The sequence below is a fragment of the Pseudoalteromonas sp. ABE4_541 genome, from assembly GCF_056312285.1.
This window is the reverse complement of sequence record NZ_JBSVEM010000083.1, coordinates 1-203: the sequence shown is the minus strand read 5'-3', so window position 1 is coordinate 203 and position 203 is coordinate 1. Positions and strand designations below refer to the sequence as shown.

Annotated in this window: 1 tRNA gene; it reads left to right on the top strand. The window is 50.7% G+C overall.

From position 1 onward, the window contains the following. Window positions 1–9 precede the first annotated feature (9 nt). Window positions 10–86, top strand: a tRNA-Met gene (locus tag ACW689_RS21590). The last annotated feature ends 117 nt before the right edge of the window (window positions 87–203 follow it).

The window sequence follows — 203 nt, the reverse complement described above, 5'->3', positions numbered from 1 at the left end:
ATTTACAGGCGCGGGATGGAGCAGCCTGGTAGCTCGTCGGGCTCATAACCCGAAGGTCGTCGGTTCAAATCCGGCTCCCGCAACCACTTTCTAAAATTGGGTGGTATGTAAACTTCTTTGTTAAATCGGAAGTAAAATAGCATTTAGCTGACAATTTACAGGCGCGGGATGGAGCAGCCTGGTAGCTCGTCGGGCTCATAACC